General features: G+C 63.5%; 15 protein-coding genes. 7 read left to right on the forward strand and 8 right to left on the reverse strand.

Annotated features, from left to right (window positions below):
* Positions 1 to 294, reverse strand: a 294-nt coding sequence (locus RI03_RS13300) for a helix-turn-helix domain-containing protein (protein ID WP_443208556.1), incomplete at its 3' end; no start/stop codon positions are given.
* A gap of 448 nt (positions 295 to 742) precedes the next feature.
* On the opposite strand from RI03_RS13300, the gene RI03_RS13305 reads away from it, so the two are divergent.
* Positions 743 to 2,623 carry a methyl-accepting chemotaxis protein gene (locus tag RI03_RS13305; protein WP_026046715.1) on the forward strand — a complete coding sequence of 627 codons (1,881 nt, stop codon included), beginning with the start codon at positions 743 to 745 and terminating at the stop codon, positions 2,621 to 2,623.
* 311 nt (positions 2,624 to 2,934) lie between these two features.
* On the opposite strand, the gene RI03_RS13310 is transcribed toward RI03_RS13305, so the two are convergent.
* The 3 genes from RI03_RS13310 to RI03_RS13320 form a co-directional block, all read right to left on the reverse strand.
* The gene (locus RI03_RS13310) at positions 2,935 to 4,479 is read right to left on the reverse strand and encodes an AsmA family protein (RefSeq protein WP_010217914.1); all 1,545 of its coding nucleotides are present in this window, start codon (positions 4,477 to 4,479) and stop codon (positions 2,935 to 2,937) included.
* Complete coding sequence (locus RI03_RS24660) at positions 4,389 to 4,808, reverse strand: hypothetical protein (RefSeq protein ID WP_238542363.1); 420 nt, start codon at positions 4,806 to 4,808, stop codon at positions 4,389 to 4,391. Before RI03_RS24660 ends, RI03_RS13310 begins: the two co-directional genes overlap by 91 nt.
* A 159-nt stretch (positions 4,809 to 4,967) precedes the next feature.
* Positions 4,968 to 6,137, reverse strand: a complete 1,170-nt coding sequence (locus RI03_RS13320) for a pyridoxal phosphate-dependent aminotransferase (RefSeq protein WP_037515304.1) — start codon at positions 6,135 to 6,137, stop codon at positions 4,968 to 4,970.
* Between the two features lie 579 nt (positions 6,138 to 6,716).
* On the opposite strand from RI03_RS13320, the gene rplJ reads away from it, so the two are divergent.
* From rplJ to RI03_RS13345, 4 genes are all read left to right on the forward strand, one after another.
* Positions 6,717 to 7,250 carry a 50S ribosomal protein L10 gene (gene rplJ / locus RI03_RS13325; RefSeq protein ID WP_010217917.1) on the forward strand — a complete coding sequence of 178 codons (534 nt, stop codon included), beginning with the start codon at positions 6,717 to 6,719 and terminating at the stop codon, positions 7,248 to 7,250.
* 70 nt (positions 7,251 to 7,320) lie between these two features.
* Positions 7,321 to 7,698 (forward strand): 50S ribosomal protein L7/L12, encoded by a 378-nt coding sequence (gene rplL / locus RI03_RS13330; RefSeq protein WP_010217918.1) that lies wholly within the window; start codon positions 7,321 to 7,323, stop codon positions 7,696 to 7,698.
* Positions 7,699 to 8,111: 413 nt separating this feature from the next.
* Complete coding sequence (locus RI03_RS22280) at positions 8,112 to 10,016, forward strand: sensor histidine kinase (protein ID WP_170318379.1); 1,905 nt, start codon at positions 8,112 to 8,114, stop codon at positions 10,014 to 10,016.
* Positions 10,013 to 10,396, forward strand: a complete 384-nt coding sequence (locus tag RI03_RS13345; protein WP_010217920.1) for a response regulator — start codon at positions 10,013 to 10,015, stop codon at positions 10,394 to 10,396. Before RI03_RS22280 ends, RI03_RS13345 begins: the two co-directional genes overlap by 4 nt.
* Positions 10,397 to 10,527: 131 nt before the next feature.
* On the opposite strand, the gene RI03_RS13350 is transcribed toward RI03_RS13345, so the two are convergent.
* Genes RI03_RS13350 through RI03_RS24665 form a run of 4 tightly spaced genes read right to left on the reverse strand, consistent with a single transcriptional unit; the run spans position 10,528 to position 13,304 of the window.
* Complete coding sequence (locus RI03_RS13350; protein WP_010217921.1) at positions 10,528 to 11,304, reverse strand: hypothetical protein; 777 nt, start codon at positions 11,302 to 11,304, stop codon at positions 10,528 to 10,530.
* A complete protein-coding gene (locus RI03_RS13355) occupies positions 11,301 to 11,516 on the reverse strand; it encodes a helix-turn-helix domain-containing protein (RefSeq protein WP_010217922.1) in 216 nt (71 codons plus the stop codon). Before RI03_RS13355 ends, RI03_RS13350 begins: the two co-directional genes overlap by 4 nt.
* Positions 11,516 to 12,040 (reverse strand): DUF2975 domain-containing protein, encoded by a 525-nt coding sequence (locus RI03_RS13360; RefSeq protein ID WP_010217923.1) that lies wholly within the window; start codon positions 12,038 to 12,040, stop codon positions 11,516 to 11,518. Before RI03_RS13360 ends, RI03_RS13355 begins: the two co-directional genes overlap by 1 nt.
* A gap of 52 nt (positions 12,041 to 12,092) precedes the next feature.
* Complete coding sequence (locus RI03_RS24665) at positions 12,093 to 13,304, reverse strand: hypothetical protein (protein ID WP_238542364.1); 1,212 nt, start codon at positions 13,302 to 13,304, stop codon at positions 12,093 to 12,095.
* A 350-nt stretch (positions 13,305 to 13,654) separates the two neighbouring features.
* Between RI03_RS24665 and rpoB the strand changes: the two genes are divergently transcribed.
* Positions 13,655 to 17,839, forward strand: coding sequence for a DNA-directed RNA polymerase subunit beta (gene rpoB / locus RI03_RS13370; RefSeq protein WP_010160433.1), 4,185 nt, complete (start codon positions 13,655 to 13,657; stop codon positions 17,837 to 17,839).
* Between the two features lie 169 nt (positions 17,840 to 18,008).
* Positions 18,009 to 22,301 (forward strand): DNA-directed RNA polymerase subunit beta', encoded by a 4,293-nt coding sequence (rpoC, locus tag RI03_RS13375; RefSeq protein ID WP_010217925.1) that lies wholly within the window; start codon positions 18,009 to 18,011, stop codon positions 22,299 to 22,301.
* Positions 22,302 to 22,329 lie beyond the last annotated feature (28 nt).

The raw sequence follows: 22,329 nt of genomic DNA on the forward strand, positions 1-22,329 counted from the left end.
CTTATGCTCTGGGCCAAGCACTGGACGGGGACCGGGGGCTTTGCCGTCGAGCAAGCCGTCGGGCCCGCTGGTATTGAAGCGCAGCACCCAGTCTCGAACCGTCTGCAAACCAACGCCGCCGACCTGTGCCGCCGCGTGCCGCGCACCACCATCGTAAATCACCGCCAGCGCCAGCAGCCGCCGGACCTGATTGGCGTCACCGCTCAAACGCGCCAACCTTCGAAGACCAGACCCGTCGAAATCGTCCCTTAGCCCAACCGCTGATGCCACCGCCAACCTCCCACCGTTTGCGATGTTGAATCAGATCATGACCGACTTGGGAATCCCCGGCGCTGAGTCAGGCTCCGAGGGACTTGGTATGAGCTTGGTGGTCGGGCCGACACTTCATAGTAGGACAGATATATAGTACACGTGATATTTGCCCATGTATTCACAGTTAAAGAAAGGTAAATTGCAAAATCAGATGGGTAATACCCTCCGTCGTCGCAGCGGATGGGAGAAAGAAGACATCTATTACAACCAAAGCCATGCGGTAGAAACGATACCGACGTTCATGACGCCAACGGCGACTGCGCTACTGACGTCAATGATCTGCACCGTTAGTGTGCGGCCAACCGACCCAGGGTATCGCGCGATTTTCGTGCGCTAACCTCTCCTGCCGCCCAACCGCCTATAAAGCAGGGAGAAGACCTCCTGTGACGCTGGTTTCAGCGCGCCGGCGTCGCCACCTGAAGGTTGCAACATGCCAGTCCTAAGCAATATCTCGATACAATCGAAGATTCTCTCTACGCTGGGACTGTTTGTGCTGCTGTGCGGATTTCTGGTTTGGTTCGGCTCCAGCAGACTTGAGATGGCCTCGGCGCAGACCACCGGCCTTGTCAACAATCAGGCCGAAAGCATGCGCCTCGCCGCGCTTGCGATGGAGCATACGACGAAGCTAAACGCCTTGTATTTTGAAATGCTCTCGCAGCCCGTCGCCGAGCAAGCGGCTTTGCTCGGCGAAGTTGACGAGGAGAGAAAAGCCAGGGACGCTAACTTTTCGCTCATGCGGCCGTTGTTTGACGGACCCGATATCGCGCGCTTTGCTACCATCGAAGCCGGACTGAAGAACATGAAGACGCTCACCGCGACCGTCGTCAATCTGATCAAAGCAGGTGATCACGATGCCGCCAGTACTTTGATGGAAGGCGATTATACACGCGCCTACAACCAAGTTGATGAAGCGTTCAATACCCTCGTCAGGCAGCAAAAGGCGGATCTCGTAGCTGCAACGGTCTCGGTCGAGCAAGACGCGCTATCTTCGATGCGGGCCCTGATCATTGCAGCGGTCACCGGCCTTCTTGCAATCGGCACACTCGCCGTGCTGCTCATCCGCAAGCAGATCGTCAATCCGATCAACGTCATAACAGCGATGATGCGAAAGCTTATCGATGGCAACAACGATATCGTCGTAGTCGGTGTCGAACGTCGCGACGAGGTCGGCGCAATGGCGCGCGCCCTGCTGGTGTTCCGCGACACAGCGGTGGCAAAGGCGACGGCCGATGCCGACAAGGCCGCAGCCGATGCAACGTTGCAGATGGTCGTCGATACGCTCGGTGCCAGTCTGTCGGAGCTTAGCAATCGCGATCTCACCAATCGGGTCACCGCGGATTACCCTGGTGCCTACGGGGTCCTGAAGACCAACTTCAACGACGCCCTCGAAAACGTTCAGACCGCCATGCGGCAGGTTAGCGAAAGCGCCATCAACATCCGCACGGGCTCCGGAGAAATCGCCCAGGCGTCGGAAGATCTGGCACGCCGCACCGAGGGAAATGCAGCCAGTTTGGAGGAGACCAGCGCAGCGCTTGTGCAGATCGACACGCGACTGAAGGCAACCGCACTGTCCTCCGGCCAGACGGTAACGCGCGCCGATCAGGCGATCGCCACGGTTGGGGGCGGTCGCGCTACCGCCGAGCAAGCGGTACAGGCGATGGGGCGCGTCAGCGAAAGCGCCAAGGGCATCGACAGCGTGATTGAGGGGCTCGACAAGATCGCGTTCCAGACGCGCGTGCTGGCGATGAATGCGGCGGTCGAAGCAGGTCGTGCCGGGGACGCGGGCCGCGGCTTTGCTGTAGTTGCCGACCTCGTGTCAGCGCTTGCGATGCGCGCCGAGGAGGAAGCCAAACGCGCACGCGATCAGCTTACTCTGACGCAGACCGACATCGTCACGGCAGTACAGGCGGTGGAAAAGGTGGATGGTGCCCTGATCAACATCTCTGGTGATGTCGACGAGGTCCACAAACTGCTCGGCAAGATGGCTGACGATGCTATCGCGCAATCCTCCGCGATCACGCAGATCACGGCAGCAATCAGCGCGATGGACCAATCGACTCAGCAGAACGCGGCGATGGTGGAAGAGACCTCTGCTGCAGCACGTAACTTGACCGCGGAAGTCACCTCGCTCGCCGAACAGGCTGCAATGTTCAGGACCGGGGGTGGTGCGCAAGGGCGTGTCGCATCAGTTAACCTTGCTCCGGTGGCTCCGGCTAGAACCAAGAAGGCAGCATCAACGCCGTATCGATCGCCCTTGAAACCGCAGTTAGCTATGGCCGGGATTGTTGCCGATGATTGGAATGCCTTTTGACGGCGGCTTTGGCCGTTCTCGTTGTTGAAACCGGACCAGAATTAACCGCCGGTTTTATCCGTTCAGCCTGATGCGTCTATGGCTCACATTTTATAGGTTCATGAGCTAGTCGACGCGGGCGGTGGGCGGGACCGCAAACATACCAGCCCCCTGCTATAGACTCCTTGCCCAACCTTCCCCGTTCTCCCGGCCTTGTGCCGGGATCCACCGCGCAAGCGTACGCGGCGGGTGGGGATGAACTGCACGCTGGCCGCCGGGACGAAACCCCGGGTGACAGCGGTCGAAACCGTCGCCCCCCGCGACCGCCACCCCTATCGCAGCGCCAGCGCCACCGCCGCCGAGCAATTCACCGTCGTCGGCGGACGCCCCGCCGCCGAGGCCGGCGTCTTGGTAATCCCCAGCGCCTGCCCGATCGACCGCCCCAACACCCGCAGCACGCCACCAGCAGACGGCTTCTCCGTCGCCCCAAGACCCGCGACGGTCACCGTCGGCGACCCCAGCGTGCCCCGGACGTGGATCGGGTCCGCGATCCGCAGCAGCGCATTGCTCTTGCTCGCCCCCGCCAGCGTGAGTTCGAGCCGTTCGCCATCGAGCAAAATCCGCCCCGACCCGCGCCCGACCGAAGCCCCCGTATCGATCGCCAGCGGATTGGGCGTCAGCACGCCGCCGCTCGCGCGGAAATTGGCGACGAGGCAGCGCAGCGGCACCGTCTCACTCGGGCCGCCGATCGCATGCGCGACCGCGCCGCTGAGATTCTGCCCGAGCACGTCCGCGACCATCCGCTGGACATGCCCGTCGGTCGCGACGATCGCGGCCTTGCCGCTCGCATGCGCCATCGCCTCGCGGACGGTGTCGCCCTGCCCGGTCATCACGATATGCCCGCGCACCGGCCCCGAGATCATCTTCGGCTGCCCGACCAGCGCATCCAGCGTCAACCCCGAGAGGCGCAGGTCGATCGCGAGCTTGGGGACGCCGCTGCGGTGATCGACCTTGACCGTGCCCGTCATCCGCCCGTTCGCCAGCGTCGCGACGATATCGCGCACCGTGATGACGCGGTGGTCGAGCGTCAACGAACCCGACAGGCTCTTGAACACCGTCCCCCCGCTCGACAGCAGCCGGTGCGCGACGAACACGATCCGCCCGTCGGTCTTGCCCATCTTGGACAGGTTGATCCGCGTTGGCGGGATCACGCGCGGGCCGAGCGCCGCCTTGCGCGCCGCCGATTGCGCGCGCCCCTCGGCATCCGCAAGATCGTCGAAGTCGAACTGCCGCGCATCGACCTTGGCGTCGATGTTGGTCCGCCCGCCATCCTTGTGGATCGTTGCCACGCCGCTGAACAGCGATCGGCCCATGCTCCCGGCGATTCGGTCGACATACCAGTCGCGCCCGTCATGCCGGATCTTCCCCGTGAGGTTGATCGGTTGCGACCCGAACAGCCCCGCCTCGATGATCCGGTCGAGGTTCTTGAGCGTCGGCGCGCGCGCGGTGATGTCCGCGCTGAAGTGTCGCGTGTCGAGCACCCCGCGCATCTGCCCGTTGACCGCCATCCGGAGCGCAGGCGAGGCGAGCGTCGCCTTGAACGGATAAGGCGCGGTCGGGTCGATCCCGGTGATCTTGCCGCCGGTCAGGTTCAGCGTGGCGGGGGTGTCCTGGAACGTCCCCGTCGCGGCATAGCGCAGCCCGTCGCGCGCATCGACGCTGAGCGGCCCGCCGACGATCAGCCCGCGCCTGGCGTCGCGGATGACGACCTGGCTGTTGGTGATCTTCAGGTCGGACAGACTCGGGCGGCTGTCACCGTCGCGCTTGGGCTTCTTGCGCTCGGGCTTCCAGTTCTCGCGCCCCGTCGCGTCGCGCACCAGCGCGATCTTGCGCCGTCGATGCTGACCTTGTCCGGGCGAAACTTGCCGAGCAGCAGCGACAGCACCGGTACGCGCACGCTTGCGGTCTGGACGCGAACGAAATCGCCCGGCCCGACCCAGGCGCGCTGCGCGATCCGCATGTCGCGGACCGACACAACCGGAGTATAGGAAAACACGCTGTCGCGCGTCACCGATCCGACCTGCACCTTCGTATCGAGCGCGGCGGACAGGCGGTTCTCGATCGTCCCGCGGAGCAGACCGAACGGAAACGCCCCCAGCGCGACGACCCCGACCACCACCACCGCACTGCCCACGACGGCGCTCACGAGCAATCGCGATCGCAGGCGCGACCGCGGCTTGGGGGTGAAGGAGATCGCGGGCTGCTCGGACGGGGCCGGAACGGGAGGATTGGTCACGGCCAATCAACCCGAAAACCGGCAGTTGGTTTCACTCGCGTATCATTATGTGTCCGGGCTTACACTGCGTCAGGCGATTACCCGGTCGAGCGCGGTGCAGAACGACTTCATCTCCGCCGCCGACCCCACCGTCACCCGGCTGACCGTCGGCCAGATCGGCCACGACCGCCCGATCTCGACGCTCTCCTTGCGGAACGCGACCTGCATGTCCTTCGCCTGCCGGGTCTTCCAGTCGATCATGAACATGTTGGCGTGCGTCGGCTTGACGCTGATCCCCTTCGCCTTGAGATGATCGAGCGTCAGCCCCCGCGCGGTCTCCATCTGCGCGCGGCGGGCGGCGATCAGCGGCGCCGCGGTCAGGCTCGCGGTCGCGCAGGCGATGCTCGTCACCGGCAGCGCGCCCGATTGCATCCCGCCGTCGTAGCGCATCATCTTGGTGATGTTGGCCGGATTGGTGATGATATAGCCGACGCGCAGTCCCGCCATGCCGAACAGCTTGGAGAAGGTCCGCAGCACGATCACGTCGGGATGCCGGACCGCAAGATAGGACGCGACCGGCACGCCCGCGAAATGCGTGTACGCTTCATCGACCAGCACCATCGACCCGGCGGGCTTGTTCGCGATCAGCCATTCGATGTCGGCGAGCGGGGTGATCGTGCCCGTAGGATTGTTGGGGGTGCAGATGTAATAGAGCCCCGCGTTCGGGTCGGCGGCGAGCATCGCCTTCACGTCGTGGGTATACTCGGCCGTCAGCGGCACCGCCTTGACCGGCGCGCCGAGCCACGCCGCTGTCCGCCCCGCAAGCTCGAAGGTCGGATCGGCGGTCACGAGGCCGCGGGTCGGCGAACAATAGCTCACCACCGCGCGGCACAGCGGGTCGCTCGATCCCGGCCAGGGCGCGACATGGTCGAACGGGACCTGCTCGACCTGCATCACCGCCTTGATGAAATCACCGCGCTGGTCCTGCGGGGAATAGCGGTTGCCCTGCCCGATCATCGTCGCCGCAGCCGTGGCACCGGGGGCGAGCGGGCCGGTCCAGCATTCGTTCGCGCCGATTCGCACCTTCGCGCTCGGGGCGGGATCGGGCACGCCGCCCGACGCCCACGCGGGTCGCCCGATGCTCGCCGCAACCACGCCCGCGCCGAACACCGCCGCGATTCGCGCAAGATCGCGCCGCGCGAACCCGCGCGTCAGCAGGTCGTCGTCGGCTTCCGGGTTCAATAAAATGGTCTGTGTCATCGGTCGGCCCCTGTTGGAGGAAGTCCGTCCACTCCTGCGCGAGCTCATCGGCCCTTGGCGACAGAGTGTTCCGTAAAATGGGCGCAAAGGAAAGGCGGCAAATCGTCACGTGCATAATTTCGCAACATTGTTTCTTCGGCCGCCGTTCACCTCCTAATTCCGTCATCCCCGCGGGGGCGGGGATCCATACGGGCTGACCTGAAATATCAAGCGTAACGCTTATGGATTCCCGCGGTCGCGGGAATGACGGTGGTGGCGACGGCGCAACGCCCCCCGTTGACTTTCCCCCGCATCCAGCTATCAGCGCCGCTCTCCCGACCCGGGTTTGCTCGGGGAAGGACCGTCCGAGACAGCAGGTGGCCGAATTCCGTCGGTCTTAATGCCCTGCCGAGACGGGGACAGGATTTTCGCCGCAACCGGGTTCGCCCGCGTTCCGGCTTGCCGCCCTCCTCCTTGCCCTTGCGGCGATGACGGGCGTCGCTCCCATTCCCCATCGCTGGACACTTCCGGGGTGCATCTGCGCCCTGGTTCGTAACCGGTTGTGTCGTTCGCGGCATGGCCAAAAAAGTGGAGAATGGCATGGATCGTGCTCAAAAGACCGAGCTCGTTGCAGAGCTGAACCGCACTTTTGCCGAAGTCGGCGTGGTGGTCGTCACCCGCAACCTCGGCATGACCGTTGCCCAGTCGACAAAGCTGCGCAATGCGATGCGGGATGCTGGCGCGAGCTACAAGGTCTCGAAGAACAAGCTTGCCAAGATCGCTCTGGACGGCACCGACTACACCCCGCTGGGCGAAATGCTCACGGGTCCGGTCGGTCTCGCCAGTTCCATCGACCCCGTCGCGGCTGCCAAGGTGGCCGTGGAATTCGCGAAGACGAACGACAAGTTCGAAATCGTCGGTGGTGCGATGGGTGCGACCGTCCTCGACGTGGACGGCGTGAAGGCACTCGCGACGATGCCGTCGCTGGACGAACTGCGTGCGAAGATCGTGGGCCTCCTGGTTGCACCTGCAACCAAGCTCGCGACGATCGCCCAGGCGCCTGCGGCTCAGCTCGCTCGTGTGCTTTCGGCCTATGCCGAAAAGGACGCCGAACAGGAAACGGCGGACGCCTGACATCTGTCGGGTTTTCGAGATCTTTTGAACTGAAACCATGGGGCGACGCCCCTGTTACTGGAGACTACACATGGCAGACCTCAACGCGCTGGTTGACCAGCTTTCGGCCCTCACCGTCATCGAAGCAGCAGACCTGTCGAAGATGCTCGAAGAGAAGTGGGGCGTTTCGGCCGCAGCAGCAGTCGCAGCAGCTCCGGCAGCTGGCGGCGGCGCAGCAGCACCGGCTGCTGAAGAGCAGACCGAATTCGACGTCATCCTGACCGGCGACGGTGGCAAGAAGATCAACGTCATCAAGGAAGTCCGCGCGATCACCTCGCTCGGCCTGACCGAAGCCAAGACGCTGGTCGAGTCGGCTCCCAAGGCCGTCAAGGAAGGCGTTTCGAAGGACGAAGCAGCCAAGATCAAGGCCCAGCTCGAAGCAGCTGGCGCGACCGTCGAAGTCAAGTAAGGCAGGCGAAGGGCGGCGGGCAACCGGCGCCCTTCCCTTCCGGACCTTGGTTCGAACCGAAAAGGGCGGCCCCTGCGAGGGGGTCGCCCTTTTTGCGTTTGGCGGGTGGGAGAGTGCCTCGCAAAGCCCAGTGAAAACGTGTCAGCGCGCGGCAGCAAAATGCGCCGGCCGATCGGTAAACGCATGGCCGATCTGGGCGGGACATGGCCCGCGACAGATAGGAGAGGGCTTCTAGGCCGCGCCCATCACGTCGCGCGTACCGTCAATCTGTGCTAGCTTTGGATATCGGCTTCGGTCCAACCTAGCATCCGGCGACTGAGCGACTTCATCGTGTATCCCGCTTTCAAGGGAATTGGCATGTCCCAGTTATCCGGCACAATTTCATGAATTGGCGGTCGCAGTACGAAATGTTCATGCCGCACGGGATGTGCTTTCTTTGGCGCCCCGAGCTGATGACGCTGCATATCGTATCGGATGCCTTCATCGCGCTGGCATATTTTACGATACCATTCGCGATCTTGCGTTTCGTGCGCGGCCGTACCGATCTTGCCGCCAAACACAAACGTATGGCGCTGCTGTTCGCCGCGTTCATCGCTTTTTGCGGTTTGACGCATGTTGTCAGCATCTATGTCCTGTGGGTGCCGATCTACATCTTTGAAGGGTGGCTGAAGGCCGTCACGGCGATCGTTTCAGTTGCGACCGCGATCGGGCTGACGAGGCTCGTTCCGCAGGTGCTCAAGCTACCGTCCGCCGAGGCGATGCGCATTGAAATCGAGGCGCATCGCGAGACGTTGACCGCGCTCGACACCGCGCGGGCGGCGCTTTCGATCAGGGCAGATCGCTCCGAGGAGGCGCTACGGGAAAGCGAAGAAAAGTTCCGGTCAGTCGTCGAGAACATGTCAGAGGGGCTGATCATTTTCGACAAGCAGGGCGAAGTGACCTTCCATAATGCCGCGTCCACCCGGATCCACGGGATCGAGCGCGAGGCGGAAGGGCTGTATCGGCGCGATGTATTGCCCATACACTGGCATGGTCGGGACAGCGAAGGCGCGACGGTGCCCCCGGAGTCATGGCCGATCGCGCGGGTTCTCAGGGGCGATCGCGTTCAGAACCAGTATCTTCACGCCGAGTGCGCGGACACCGCACTGACGATCGACGCCGTGTACAATGGCGCTCCGATCTACGGGCCCGACGGCCATTTCCAGATCGGTTTCATCACGCTTCGGGACGTCCGGGATGAAATTCACGGGCAGCGGGCGCTGGCGCACGCGCATGACTTGCTTCGGGGCTTCACCGATGCGGTCCCGGGCGTGATCTACGCCAAGGATCGCAATGGCCGCATGCTGTTCGCAAACGACGGGTTGGCCGAACTCCTCGGCAAGCCGAAAGGCGATGTCATCGGCAAGACCGATGACGAGTTTCTCAACGATTTCGTGGAAGCCGAAGCTGTGATGGCGAACGACCGCCGCATCATGGAAACAGGCACCCTCGAACATATCGAGGAGCGCGTGAGCTTGGCGAACGGAGCTGCCGCGATCTGGCTCTCGACCAAGGCCCCGCTGCGAGACGCGGAGGGTCTGGTCACGGGTATCATCGGGTTATCTGTCGACATCAGCGCCCAGAAGGAGATCGAGGCCGAGCTGATACTGCTGAACAATCGGCTGGAGAGCCAGGCCGATGCGCTGACCATAGCAAATGGACAGCTCAACGATGCCCTGGCACAACGCAACCTGCTCCTGCGCGAGGTCTATCATCGCGTGAAAAACAACATGCAAATGGTCGACAGCTTCCTGGTGCTGCAGAAAAGTGCGTTTAGTGATCCGATTACGAAAGCCGCTTTAACCGGGCTTCGCAAACGCGTTAACGCACTCGGGCTGGTTCATCACCAGCTCATGCAATCCGACAACCTGCGAACCTTCGATATCGCACCGTTCCTGCGGGAACTCGCTGACAACATTCTGGAAGGCAGCACTTCCAATAGCGTCGACATCAGTGTCCGTGCCGAAACGCTGGTTGTAGATTTGGACTTTGCGATACCGTTGGCGCTTCTTGTAACCGAACTGGTGACCAATGCGTTGAAGCACGCTTTCCCAAGCGGAGATGGGCACATCGATGTCCTGCTATCCCGCAACAGCACGGGCTCTTTTACGTTAGTGGTGTCAGACACCGGAATAGGATACGCTGGTCTGTCAACTGCCTCCTCCGGCGGACTTGGAAGCAAGATTATCATGGCGCTCGTAAGACAACTCAAGGCGACAATGACACTTCATGCCGAACACGGCACTCGCGTCGAGATCCAAATCGCGGCAACGACATGACGGAACTGCAGCGCCAGATCCTCGTGGTGGACGACGAGTTCATCATCGTCTTGGGCCTGATCGACCAGGTCGAGGAAATGGGTTTGACCGTGTGCGGCTCAGCCTCGACGGCTGACGAGGCGATTGCTTTGGCTCGAGAGCATCGGCCGATGGTGGTGCTGATGGACATGCGACTGGACGGGACCAAGGACGGCGTCGACGCGGCCTTGATCATTCACGAAGAGATTGGCTCGAAGGTCATCTTCATCACTGGCTCACAGGAGCCGGACAGCCTCGCCAGGATCCACTCGGATCACCCTCACGCGATCTTGTTCAAGCCTGTGTCAAACCGCCGACTTTGCGATACGATCACCGCCGCGATGCAGATGAGCGACGTTTGAGGACTGCCGCAGCGCTTCGTCCTTTGCCGCTTGAACAAGTTTTCGTTTACAGTCCTCCGCATGGCTCAGCCTGAACTGAGGTCTCTCGACGGTACTCAAAAGGCAGCTTTTATCCCCTCCGGCCAGCCAGCCTATTGCAGCGCCCCGCCGGCCGCCACGGCATGCGGCGCATCGACCGCCCCGGCACCGCTTTCGCCCAGATCCACCCCGTGCCTGGCCGCCGCCCGCGTCGCCATGACGAAGCCGCTCGCCACGATCACCGTGGACAGCCATCCCACCAGCAGCGAATCCACCACCAGGATCGGCCACAGCAGCGGCTTGGGCCCCACGATCGCCAGCACCCCGAACGCTTGATGCGGGATCATCAATGGCAGCATGGCAACCAGCAGGAAGCCGAAGGACCACGGGATGTTTCGCGCCATGATCGCGACCGATCGCCGTGGGCCGATCGCGCGACTGCCCAGCGCAGCGGCGACGAACCATGGGTGCAACGCAACCGAGACGATCGTCAGCACCACGAAGGAGCCCAGCATCACCCGGACATCGTTCGAAAGAACGAACAGCTGGAGCGCCGCCGACACGAGTTGCACCGCCAGCACCACGCCGAACAGCTGCGCCGCGGGGCGCTCGATCCGCGCGGCCCGCGCGGTGTCTCGCCACGCGAGAAACCGTACGACCCAATACCCCGACAGCGCGAGCGCCGTGACCTTGAGCATCCCGAACCCCATCCGCCAGGAATCGTGCTCCAGCGCCTTCGCCGCCGCGACGCTCGCGTAGAGGCCGATCTTAACCTCGACGATATGCTGCAGGATCTCGAACAGTACCGGAACCAGCGTCAGCACCGGGCAGGCGATCATGAAGGCGATGCTGCCGCGATAGGTCTCGGCGAGCGCTTTCCAGACTGTCATACGTCCTCCTCTGCTTCGAACCGCAAGATATCCCCCGGTTGGCAGTCCAGCGCCGTGCAGATCGCTTCCAGCGTCGAGAAGCGGATCGCGCGCGCCTTGCCCGTCTTGAGGATCGACAGATTGACGACGGTCAGGTCGACCGCGGCGGCGAGCTCGGTCAGCGTCATACGCCGGTCGTGGAGCATCGCGTCCAGCGTGACGACGACCGGCATCAGACCGTCATCGCCAGATCGTCGCGCATCTCCGCGCCGCGCTGGAACACGCGCGCAAGCACGAACAGCATCAGCACCACGATCCAGCCGCTGAAGGTCGGGGTCCAGCTCGGCATCTCGAGATGCCGCGCCATCGCCCAGGCGGTAAAGCCTCCGAGCCCGAGGTCGAGCAGCTGGATCACCAGCATCGCCCAGGCGATCGTGTGGAGCCGCCTCGCATTGGCGGCGGTGAACGGGTCGCCCGCGCGCACCGTCGCGACGATCGCGAGCAGGGCTGCGAAGATCTGGTGGAGCGTGACCCCCGAAACGATCCCCGCCAACGCGAGCAACCGAAGACCCCAAATGATCGCGCCGACATCCATCGCCGGCCCGTATTTGCGGGTCAGCTGCGTCGTCAGCGCGCCGTCGAGCGGGAAGGACACGAGGATCGCAATCGCGAACATGACCGCTGCAGCGATGTTCACATAGAGAAAACCGCGCAGCACCAGCCGCGCTGCGCTTAGAACCCGGTCTTGTCCCGCCATGTGCCACCCATATCGTTTATCGATGTCCAACGTATCGATAAACGATATGACGTCAAGTGGTCACGCCATCCGTGTACGCGATGATCGCCACGTTCTGGACCATCCGCGCCCCGGCATCGAGCCGGAACGGCTGCAACCTGCCCCCGGTCCCCGGGTCGACCCCGATGACGAACGGCCGCGCGGTCTGGCCCTCCCCGCCATTCGACCCGTCCCCCGCCAGCCCGTAGCGCAGATTGACCGCGAGCAACGGCACCACCATCGCCCGGCCGCCGATCTCGACCGTCTCGATCGTCTCCTTGGGGTGCATCGCCATCCCGCCGAGATCGACCGCGGTCCCCGGCGGAAGGTCGAACGGCGCGGCAATCGACTTGTCGATCGGCATCGCGAACAGCGCCGCCAGCAGCGCGTCGTGCTGCGTTCCCATCCCGAGCAGGCGGATATCGACCCGGATCCTGGTCGCCAGCGCGTCGCCGACGTTGCGCACGACGATCTTGTAGTCGACCGCCACGCTCAGCAGGTTGGTCCCGCCGCGGGTCGCGACGCACTCGATCTCGATCCGCGCGCGCGCTGCGGTCGCGGCTGGCACCGGTGGCGGAGCGGGTGCGGTCGGGACCGGAGCGACCGCCCGCTGTGGCGCGGCGACAGGAGGTTCGGGAGGCACCCGGTCCTTGGGCGCTTCACCCGCATCACCGCGCTGCCCCCGACGCCACACCAGCAGCGCCACCCCTGCCAACGCCGCAGCCAGGATCGCCAGCGCCACCCAGCCCCAGGACGAGCGCGTCTCGGTCACCGGCGCGGCTTGCGAAGAGGTTTGCGGCGTGGCCGAGACTACGGGCGTCGGTGCGGCGGTTACGGGTGTCGGCGCAACGGTAGCAGGAGTCGGCGACGTCACCGGCTCGGGCAGCGGCCCCGTTGGCGGCGCTGCTGCGGTCGGGGTCGCGACGGGCTCGGGCCGCGCCGGTACGACGACGCGCGGTGCCGGGGTCGGCCGCGCGACCGGGGTAGGGCGAACGGTCGGAACGACCCGCGGCGGTTCGACCGGTGCTGTGACAACAGGCGCGGCGGGGCTCGGCGTCGGGCGCGGCGCAGTAGCGCCCGTCGTCGGCTCGGCATCGGGCGCAACGCGTGGGGTCGGCCGCGACGACGGCAGGTTGAAGCCGCCAAGATCGGGCAAGGGTGGCGCCGGCGCGGAGGTCTGTGCAAACGCCGGAGCCGCTAGCGCGGTGGCGAGGGCGAATGGAACGGAGCGGGAGAGGTTCTTCACAGTCCCGGCCATAGCGACAATATGACGCGCACCAAAGCATACCGTCCGACGCGCGCCACGATCCACCGCGCGCGACAGTCGGCTCGCCCGATCCGACTCCGACCGCGCCGCGTGTCAATCCATGATTTGACACCTCGGACCACCGTCCCTATATGGCGCATTCCACCACAGTCTTCGGGAAATGACGTGCCGTCGCGCAGCTCGTCAATCGTATTGGGATTGTGGTTTCACGAGACGCATGAAAGCTGCTGTCGTTCCACCCCTGTGGAGGACATGCGGCTTTTTGCGTTTTCGGCGTGCCCGCCTGGGCGTTTCCGGGCACGAAATTAGAGCTTGAGGGCAAAAACTCCATGGCGACCAAGGCAACCAACGAGGGCACGGCCAAGCCGCGCGCAGCAGAAAGCGGCACCGCCAAGCGCCGCATCCGCAAGGTTTTCGGCAACATCCACGAAGTCGTGCAGATGCCGAACCTGATCGAGGTCCAGCGCGAGAGCTACGAGCAGTTCCTGCGCTCCGACCCCGCGATCGGGTATGTCTCGGGTCTCGAGAAGACGCTGCGCAGCGTGTTCCCGATCCGCGATTTCGCCGGCACCGCCGAACTCGACTTCGTCAATTACGAGCTCGAGCCCCCCAAGTTCGACACCGACGAATGCCGCCAGCGCGGCATCACCTATGCAGCGCCGATGCGCGTCACGCTGCGCCTGATCGTGTTCGAGGTGGACGCCGACACGGATTCGCGTTCGGTCCTCGATATCAAGGAGCAGGACGTCTACATGGGCGACATGCCCCTGATGACGGGCAACGGCACCTTCATTATCAACGGCACTGAGCGTGTCATCGTCTCGCAGATGCACCGTTCGCCGGGCGTCCTGTTCGATCATGATCGCGGCAAGACCCACGCATCCGGCAAGTATCTGTTCGCCGCGCGCGTCATTCCGTATCGCGGGTCGTGGCTAGATTTCGAGTTCGACGCCAAGGACATCGTCAACGTCCGTATCGATCGCAAGCGCAAGCTGCCGGTGACGGCGCTGCTGTACGCGCTCGGCATGACCGGCGAGGAGATCCTCAACCACTTCTACAACCGCGTGACCTTCGTCCGTGGCCAGGGTGGCTGGATCATCCCGTTCCAGCCCGAGAACTGGCGTGGCCAGAAGCCGATGTACGACATCATCGACGCCAAAACCGGCGAGATCGTGTTCGCCAACGGCCAGAAGATCAGCCCGCGCGCCGCCAACAAGGCAGCCAAGGACGGCCTGACCGACCTGTTGATCCCGACCGAGGAAATCTTCGGCCGCTACAGCGCCTATGACCTGATCAACGACAACACCGGCCAGATCTACATCGAGGCGGGCGACGAAGTATCGGCCGAGAACCTCGAGCTGCTCGACCAGGCCGGCATCGACCGGATCGAACTGCTCGACATCGATCACGTCGCGACGGGTCCGTGGATCCGCAATACGCTTAAGGTCGATAAGGCCGAGGAGCGCGAGCAGGCACTGTCCGACATCTACCGCGTCATGCGCCCGGGCGAGCCGCCCACGCTCGAGACCGCAGAGTCGCTGTTCAGCGGCCTGTTCTTCGATCCCGACCGGTACGACCTGTCGGCAGTCGGTCGCGTCAAGCTCAACATGCGCCTCGACCTCGACGTCGAGGACACCGTCACCACGCTCCGCACCGAGGATATTCTCGAGGTCGTCAAGACGCTCGTGAACCTCAAGGACGGCAAGGGCGACATCGACGATATCGACAATCTCGGTAACCGTCGTGTCCGTTCGGTTGGCGAGCTGCTGGAGAACCAGTATCGCGTCGGCCTGCTCCGCATGGAGCGCGCCGTGAAGGAGCGTATGTCGTCGGTCGACGTGTCGACCGTGATGCCGAACGACCTGATCAACGCAAAGCCTGCAGTTGCCGCGGTCCGCGAATTCTTCGGCTCGTCGCAGCTGTCGCAGTTCATGGATCAGACCAACCCGCTGTCGGAAGTCACCCACAAGCGTCGCGTGTCGGCGCTTGGACCGGGTGGTCTGACGCGCGAGCGCGCCGGCTTCGAAGTCCGCGACGTTCACCCGACGCACTATGGCCGCATCTGCCCGATCGAGACGCCGGAAGGCCCGAACATCGGTCTGATCAACTCGCTCGCGTCGTTCAGCCGCGTCAACAAGTATGGCTTCATCGAGACGCCGTACCGCAAGGTCATCGACCACAAGGTGACCGACGACGTCGTGTACCTGTCGGCGATGGAAGAGGCCAAGCACACGATCGCACAGGCCAACGCTGACCTGAGCGCGGACGGCACCTTCACCGAGGAACTCGTTTCGTCGCGTCAGGCGGGCGAATTCCTGATGGCGATCCCTACCAACATCACGTTGATGGACGTCAGCCCCAAGCAGCTCGTCTCGGTCGCGGCATCGCTCATTCCGTTCCTGGAAAACGATGACGCCAACCGCGCGCTGATGGGCTCGAACATGCAGCGTCAGGCGGTTCCGCTCGTTCAGGCCGAAGCGCCGTTCGTCGGCACCGGCATGGAAGAGACAGTGGCCCGCGATTCGGGTGCGGCGATCTCGGCCAAGCGGGCTGGCATCGTCGACCAGGTCGACGCAGCACGTATCGTCATCCGCGCAACCGGCGAGATCGATGCCGGCCAGTCGGGCGTCGACATCTACACGCTGATGAAGTTCCAGCGTTCGAACCAGAACACCTGCATCAACCAGCGTCCGCTGGTGAAGGTGGGCGACGTGATCACCGCCGGCGACGTTATCGCCGACGGCCCGTCGACTGAGTTCGGTGAGCTCGCATTGGGGCGCAACGCACTCGTCGCGTTCATGCCGTGGAACGGGTATAACTACGAGGATTCGATCCTCATCTCCGAGCGCATCGTCAAGGACGACGTCTTCACTTCGATCCACATCGAGGAGTTCGAAGTCATGGCGCGCGACACCAAGCTCGGGCCGGAAGACATCACGCGCGATATCCCCAACGTCGGCGAGGAAGCGCTTCGCAACCTCGACGAGGCTGGCATCGTGTACATCGGTGCAGAGGTCGAGCCGGGCGATATTCTTGCGGGCAAGATCACGCCGAAGGGCGAAAGCCCGATGACGCCGGAAGAAAAGCTGCTCCGCGCGATCTTCGGTGAGAAGGCGTCGGACGTGCGCGACACGTCGCTCCGCCTGCCGCCGGGTGTTGCCGGTACGGTCGTCGAGGTCCGGGTGTTCAACCGCCACGGCATCGACAAGGACGAGCGCGCGATGGCGATCGAGCGCGAGGAAATCGAGCGCCTGAAAAAGGACTCGGACGACGAGCGCAGCATCCTCAACCGCGCGACCTGGTCGCGTCTGCGCGAGATGCTGATCGGCCAGACGGCAACCGCCGTCCCCAAGAACGGGCCGAAGAAGGGCGTGGTCATCGACCAGGACGTCCTCGACAGCGTCGATCGTCACGAATGGTGGAAGTTCGCGGTTGCCGACGACAAGACCCAGAGCGATCTGGAAGCGGTCAAGACGCAGTATGACGATGCCGCCAAGCTGATCCTCGACAAGTTCCACGATCGTCGCGACAAGCTCGAGCGTGGTGACGAGCTGCCGCCAGGCGTGCTCAAGATGGTCAAGGTCTTCGTCGCGGTGAAGCGCAAGCTGCAGCCGGGCGACAAGATGGCCGGCCGTCACGGGAACAAGGGCGTCATCAGCCGCATCCTGCCGGCGGAGGACATGCCGTTCCTCGCCGACGGCACGCCGGTCGATCTCGTGCTCAACCCGCTGGGCGTGCCGTCGCGCATGAACGTCGGTCAGATCTTCGAGACGCATCTCGGCTGGGCTGCCCGTAACCTCGGTCAGCAGGTCCATCGTGCGCTTGAAGAATGGCGCGATGCCAATCCTGAGCCGAAGCCGGGCGACATGCCCGACGCGGTCAAGGCACGGCTGCTCGAAGTCTACGGCGATCACTATGCCGCGGACATCGAGGCGCGCACCGCCGAGCAGATCATCGAGCTGACCGATAACCTGCGGACCGGTATCCCGATGGGAACGCCCGTGTTCGACGGTGCCCGCGAAGCCGACGTCTCGGCGATGCTGGAACTGGCGGGTCTCGATACATCGGGTCAGTCGGATCTGTTCGACGGACGCACCGGGGATCAGTTCGACCGCAAGGTGACCGTGGGCATCATTTACATGCTCAAGCTCCACCATCTGGTCGACGACAAGATCCACGCCCGGTCGATCGGGCCGTACTCGCTCGTCACGCAGCAGCCGCTGGGTGGTAAGGCGCAGTTCGGTGGCCAGCGCTTCGGCGAGATGGAGGTCTGGGCGCTTCAGGCATATGGTGCTGCGTACACCTTGCAGGAAATGCTCACGGTCAAGTCGGATGACGTCGTCGGGCGCACCAAGGTCTATGAGGCGATCGTCAAGGGTGACGACACGTTCGAGGCCGGGATTCCGGAGAGCTTTAACGTTCTCGTCAAGGAAATGCGCTCACTCGGCCTCAACATCGAGCTGACCACGACCGAGCATTTCGACAGCGACGGCGTCGCGATCGCGGCGGAATAACAAGAGCCTCCCCTCCTGCTTGCGGGAGGGGATTGAGGGATGGGCTCCCGGCCCGCGGCCGACCGCACGGTCGCTACCGGGTGCCCACCCCCTCCCAGCCTGAAGAGGCTGGGTCCCTCCCCCTCCCGCACGCGGGTGGGGGTAAGATTTCGAGGAAAGGTTCATCTCCATGAACGAACTGACCAATTTCGCGAACCCGGTCGTCAAGGCCGAGACCTTCGACCAGATCCAGATCGGCATCGCCAGCCCGGACAAGATCCGCAGCTGGTCGTTCGGTGAGATCAAGAAGCCTGAGACCATCAACTATCGCACGTTCAAGCCTGAGCGTGACGGCCTGTTCTGTGCGCGCATCTTCGGTCCGATCAAGGATTACGAGTGCCTGTGCGGCAAGTACAAGCGCATGAAGTACAAGGGCATCGTCTGCGAGAAGTGCGGCGTCGAAGTCACCGTCTCGAAGGTCCGGCGTGAGCGCATGGGCCATATCGAGCTGGCCGCCCCGGTCGCGCACATCTGGTTCCTGAAGTCGCTGCCGTCGCGCATCGGCCTGCTGCTCGACATGCAGCTCAAGCAGCTCGAGCGCGTGCTGTACTTCGAGGCGTATATCGTGATCGAGCCGGGCCTGACCCCGCTCGAAAAGTACCAGCTGATGACCGAGGACGAGCTCCTCGACGCACAGGACGAGTATGGCGAAGACGCCTTCTCGGCCGGCATCGGCGCGGAAGCCGTCCGCATCATGCTGCAGGACCTCGATCTCGAGGGTGAGCGCAAGGAGCTCCTCGAGGAACTCGCGGTCACCAAGTCCGAGCTCAAGCCCAAGAAGATCATCAAGCGCCTCAAGGTCGTCGAGAGCTTCATTGATTCGGGCAACCGCCCCGAGTGGATGATCCTCGAGGTCGTGCCGGTCATCCCGCCCGAGCTGCGCCCGCTGGTGCCGCTGGACGGTGGTCGTTTCGCGACGTCGGACCTGAACGATCTGTATCGCCGCGTGATCAACCGCAACAACCGCTTGAAGCGCCTGATGGAGCTCCGCGCGCCGGACATCATCGTCCGCAACGAGAAGCGCATGCTGCAGGAGGCCGTCGACGCATTGTTCGATAACGGTCGCCGCGGTCGTACGATCACGGGCGCCAACAAGCGTCCGCTCAAGTCGCTGTCCGACATGCTCAAGGGCAAGCAGGGCCGTTTCCGCCAGAATCTTCTGGGCAAGCGCGTCGACTATTCGGGTCGTTCGGTCATCGTGACCGGGCCTGAGCTGAAGCTGCACCAGTGCGGCCTGCCGAAGAAGATGGCGCTCGAGCTGTTTAAGCCGTTCATCTACGCACGTCTCGATGCCAAGGGTCTGTCGATGACCCTCAAGCAGGCGAAGAAGTGGGTCGAGAAGGAACGCAAGGAAGTCTGGGACATCCTGGACGAGGTGATCCGCGAGCATCCGGTCATGCTCAACCGCGCACCGACGCTTCACCGTCTTGGCATCCAGGCGTTCGAGCCGGTACTGATCGAGGGCAAGGCGATCCAGCTTCACCCGCTTGTCTGCTCGGCCTTCAACGCCGATTTCGACGGCGATCAGATGGCGGTCCACGTACCGCTGTCGCTGGAAGCACAGCTCGAAGCACGCGTGCTGATGATGTCGACCAACAACATCCTGTCGCCAGCGAACGGCAAGCCGATCATCGTGCCGTCGCAGGACATGGTGCTGGGCCTGTACTATTTGTCGATGCTCAAGGAAGGCGAGCCCGGCGAGGGCATGCTGATCTCCGACATGCAGGAGGTTCATCACGCGATCGAGGCTGGCGCGGTCACGCTCCACACCAAGATCATCAGCCGCGTCCCGCAGACCGACGAGGACGGCAAGCAGTATCTCAAGCGCTATGAGACCACCCCTGGTCGCATGCTGCTCGGCGAGTGCCTGCCGCAGAACCACAAGGTGCCGTTCGACATCGTCAACCGCCTTCTGACCAAGAAGGACGTCGGCGACGTGATCGACGAGGTCTATCGTCACGCCGGCCAGAAGGACACGGTGCTGTTCGCTGATGCGATCATGTCGCTGGGCTTCAAGCACGCGTTCAAGGCGGGCATCTCGTTCGGCAAGGACGACATGATCATTCCGGACGCCAAGATCGCACTGGTCGACGAGACCAAGGGTCTGGTGAAGGACTTCGAGCAGCAATATCAGGACGGCCTGATCACGCAGCAGGAGAAGTACAACAAGGTGATCGACGCCTGGAGCCGTTGCGGCGATCAGGTCGCGAACGCGATGATGAACGAGATCAAGGCGGTCAAGCATTACGAAGACGGTCCCAACAAGGGCCGCGAGAAGCCGATCAACTCGATCTACATGATGGCCCACTCGGGTGCTCGTGGTTCGCAGGCGCAGATCAAGCAGCTTGCCGGTATGCGCGGCCTGATGGCCAAGCCGTCGGGCGAGATCATCGAAACGCCGATCATCTCGAACTTTAAGGAAGGCCTGACCGTCCTTGAGTACTTCAACTCCACCCACGGTGCCCGTAAGGGTCTCGCGGATACGGCATTGAAGACCGCCAACTCGGGCTACCTCACCCGCCGCCTCGTCGACGTGTCGCAGGATTGCGTCATCATCGAGGAGGATTGCGGGACGACCCGCGCGCTCGAAATGCGTGCGATCGTTCAGGGCGGTTCGACCATCGCGTCGCTCGGTGAGCGCATCCTCGGTCGTACGACCGCGGAAGACATCGTGGACAGCAAGACCGGCGAGATCGTGATCCCGTCGGGCACGCTGCTCGACGAGCCGATGGTGGCACGGATCGAGGCAGTCGGGACGCAGTCGTGCAAGATTCGCTCGCCGCTGGTCTGCGAGACCAAGATCGGTGTCTGCGGCAAGTGCTACGGGCGTGATCTCGCCCGCGGTACGCCGGTGAACATCGGTGAAGCGGTCGGCGTCATCGCGGCGCAGTCGATCGGTGAGCCAGGCACGCAGCTGACCATGCGTACCTTCCACATCGGTGGTGCGGCGCAGCTCAACGAGCAGTCCAACCTGGAGGCAGTGGCCGACGGCACGATGGAATATCGTGATCTTCGCACCATCACCGACCAGCGTGGCCGCCGCGTCGTGCTCAGCCGCTCGGGTGAAATCGCGATCGTCGACATGGACGGCCGCGAGCGTGCGGTGCACCGCATTCCGTACGGCGCGTACGTGCTGTTCGACGATGGCCACATCGTCGAAAAGGGCGATCGTCTGGCGGAGTGGGATCCCTTCACCATGCCGGTGATCACCGAGAACCCCGGCGTCGTGAAGTACGTCGATCTGATCGAGGGCAAGACGCTCGTCGAGCAGGCCGATGAAGCGACCGGGATCTCGCAGCGGGTCGTGATCGAATATCGCGCGACCACCAAGGCGAAGGAGGATCTCCGTCCGCGCCTCACCCTGACGGGTGAAAGCGCAGAGGAAGCCGGTCGGTACATGCTGGTCGCGGGCGCTACGCTCTCGGTCGAGGATGGGGCGACGGTTTCGGGCGGCGACGTTCTGGCCCGTGTCAGCCGCGAAAGCGCCAAGACGCGCGACATCACCGGCGGTCTGCCGCGTGTTGCCGAGCTGTTCGAGGCCCGCAAGCCGAAGGAGAATGCGATCATCGCAAAGGTCTCCGGCCGCGTCGTGTTCGGCAAGGATTACAAGGCGAAGCGCAAGATCGGTATCCAGCCCGAGGACGGCGGTGATGTCGTGGAGTATCTGGTGCCCAAGTCGAAGGTCATCGACGTGCAGGAAGGCGATTACGTCAAGCGCGGCGACAACCTGATCGGCGGCTCGCCTGATCCGCACGACATTCTCGAAGTGCTCGGCATCGAGCCCTTGGCCGAATATCTCGTGTCGGAAATCCAGGAGGTCTATCGTCTCCAGGGCGTGAAGATCAACGACAAGCACATCGAAACGATCGTTCGGCAGATGCTGCAGAAGGTCGAGATCACCGACGGCGGCGACACCACGCTGCTCGCCGGCGAGCAGGTCGATCGCGACGAGATGGACGAGATCAACTCGAAGATCGACAAGAAGGAGCGTCCGGCACAGGGCAAGCCGGTCCTGCTCGGCATCACCAAGGCGTCGCTGCAGACCCGCAGCTTCATCTCGGCGGCGTCGTTCCAGGAGACCACCCGAGTCCTCACCGAGGCTTCGGTGCAGGGCAAGAAGGACACGCTGACCGGTCTCAAGGAGAACGTGATCGTGGGTCGTCTGATCCCGGCGGGTACAGGTGCGGGGCTCAACCGCCTGCGCGTCACCGCTTCGTCGCGCGATGCGGCGCTGCGGGTCCAGCAGCGGCGTCTCGCCGAGGTTGCGATCGTCGCGCCGAACTCGGCGAAGGAAGAGCATGACGCAGAGCTCGCTCGGTCCGCGCGGGACTCTGCGGGTGCCGGGAGCGATCCGCTCGCAGCCGTCACCACCAGCGGTGATGGCACCGACGCCGATGCGGGCGAGTATCTGAACAAGGAGTAAGCTCCGCGTTCGGGTGATTTGCCTGATC

This window comes from Sphingomonas sp. PAMC 26621, from assembly GCF_000251145.1.
Taxonomy (GTDB): Bacteria; Pseudomonadota; Alphaproteobacteria; order Sphingomonadales; family Sphingomonadaceae; genus Sphingomonas.